The organism is Desulfobacula sp., from assembly GCF_030145145.1.
Classification (GTDB): domain Bacteria; phylum Desulfobacterota; class Desulfobacteria; order Desulfobacterales; family Desulfobacteraceae; genus Desulfobacula.
The window spans coordinates 1-2,118 of the sequence record NZ_JAQYWD010000089.1 but is presented as its reverse complement, the minus strand read 5'-3'; the positions used below and the strand labels follow the sequence as shown (position 1 = coordinate 2,118).

Annotated in this window: 2 protein-coding genes; both read left to right on the top strand. The window is 40.5% G+C overall.

Features of this window, described 5'->3' with window-relative positions; all coding sequences use genetic code 11:
* Window positions 1-113: 113 nt before the first annotated feature.
* Window positions 114-569, top strand: coding sequence for a hypothetical protein (locus Q1Q15_RS25405; protein ID WP_300465593.1), 456 nt, complete (start codon window positions 114-116; stop codon window positions 567-569).
* 69 nt (window positions 570-638) lie between these two features.
* Window positions 639-2,033: an IS66 family transposase gene (locus Q1Q15_RS25400; protein ID WP_300465591.1), complete on the top strand. Its 1,395-nt coding sequence runs from the start codon at window positions 639-641 to the stop codon at window positions 2,031-2,033.
* Window positions 2,034-2,118: the final 85 nt, after the last annotated feature.

The window sequence follows — 2,118 nt, the reverse complement described above, 5'->3', positions numbered from 1 at the left end:
CATTTTACAGGACAGTATGTAAATAATAAAAGATCACTCCGATTTACAAGGACCAGGTGTTAAAACACCCGCCCGGTATGTTAAGGGCACCGTTATATTTTGAGGATCTAAAGATGAAATGCTGGATTTGTGGCAATGAAGCAAAAACGGGTGAACATAAGATCAAAGCATCAGATCTTCGTGCTCTTTATAATGATGTATCTCAGCGAAATCCTCTTTATTTACATACAGATCAAAGAAGAAACCAAAAAGTTGGAAGTATTAAATCGGGAAAATTTAAATTTAATTCATTAATATGTCCTAATTGCAACAATGCCAGAACAGCCCCACATGACAATGCCTGGATGAAGCTTTCAAAGTTCCTTAGAGGAAGAAATACAGCTATGAAAAAGGGAGATTCAATACCTTTAGAAATAGTATTTCCAGACACCTTGTCAAAATCAATGCTTGATGTGCACTTATTTTTTGTGAAACTATTCGGGTGTGCTATTGTAGAATTAAAAGTCCCGTATCCGTTCACGGGGGCAGCAGGTTACCATAACCACTTGAAATTACGCACAAAAATATAATTATTGCAACCCATTGAAATAATTAAAAAAATCTAGATTTTTGTTTTTTAATATGTTAAGTTCTTTTACATGGAAATTAAAAGACCATTTACAGATGAAGATTGGGACGTAACTCCAGAACCAGTCCGGCGGTATATTATCCAGCTGGAGGGACTTGTCATCAAGCTCATCAAGGAAACGGGAGATTTAAAAAAGCGCGTCACAAAGCTTGAAAACAGTCTTAATCAAAACTCACAAAATTCCAGCAAGCCCCCATCATCTGATCCCCCTTACAAAAAGCCTTCCAAAGAGAGCAAGGAAAGCAAACGAAATCGAGGGGGACAAAAGGGACACAAAGGTCATCAACAAAAATTAATGACACCTATCTCAGAAAATATTCTGCTTCCTGAAACATGCAGCTGCGGATGTTTATCCTTTGATCCGGAAAGCATAAAACCGTTTTATACGCACCAGGTAATTGAACTGCCAGAGATTGAAATGGATGTACGGCATTTCATTCTCAACCAAGGCACATGCATCCAGTGCGGGAACGTGGTGAAAGCCCAGCTTCCTTGCGAACATAAAACCGGATATGGCCCAAGACTCAGTGCACTAATTGCCGAGACCAGTGGTATACAGGGAAACAGCCGTGAGACGATACGCACATTCTGTCAGTCAGTTCTGGGGGTTTCAATATCTTCAGGTGCAATTCAAAAAATTATTGATAGGGCATCAGAAGCACTGAAACCTGTGCATGAAAAAATTGGCAATATCGCCCGAAATAGCTATGTCAATTATATTGATGAAACGTCGTGGTTCCAGAATGGTGCCCTGAAATGGTTATGGGTTATGGTTAACAGCACAGTCGCATACTTCATGATTCATAAAAACAGATCGAAACAAGCTTTCTTGGATCTGGTTCAAGATTGGGACGGTATCCTGGTCAGCGACAATTATGGTGTCTATCAAAAATGGATCAACCTTAGACAAACATGCTTAGCGCACCTGATCAGAAAAGCTAAAGCCCTCGCTGAAAGGAAAGATCCTATAACCAGACAATTCGGTCAACAGATAACCAAGGATCTTCAACTACTTTGCCATTGGGCAAAAGTTATTCCAGAGGATATAGAGTGGCGGGCTTTTTATCAACATTTTACGGATCTTATTTTTGATCATCAGGAACATAAAGGCGAAGTCGGTACGCTGGCTCGCTCGTTGATCAGACAAATTGAATCCCTCTGGCTATTTCTTGATATTGTCGAAGTTGAGCCGACCAACAATTTTGCAGAACGGACATTGCGCTATGGTGTCCTATGGAGAAAAAGAAGCAAGGGCACACAAAGCGAAAAAGGAAACCGCTGGGTCGAACGGATATTGTCATTCAAACAAACATGTTCAATCCGGTCTTTGGATTCTTTCCCGCTACTGGTTGAACTACTGGCTTCGTATTTCAAAGAACAAGAGCCAGATCTGTCATGGATCTGATCGACTAATTACTCATTACCCCCTGTGAACGCATACAAAGGCAGTATATAGATCAGCCGGCGGGATAGCCTTCAATATTTAAATG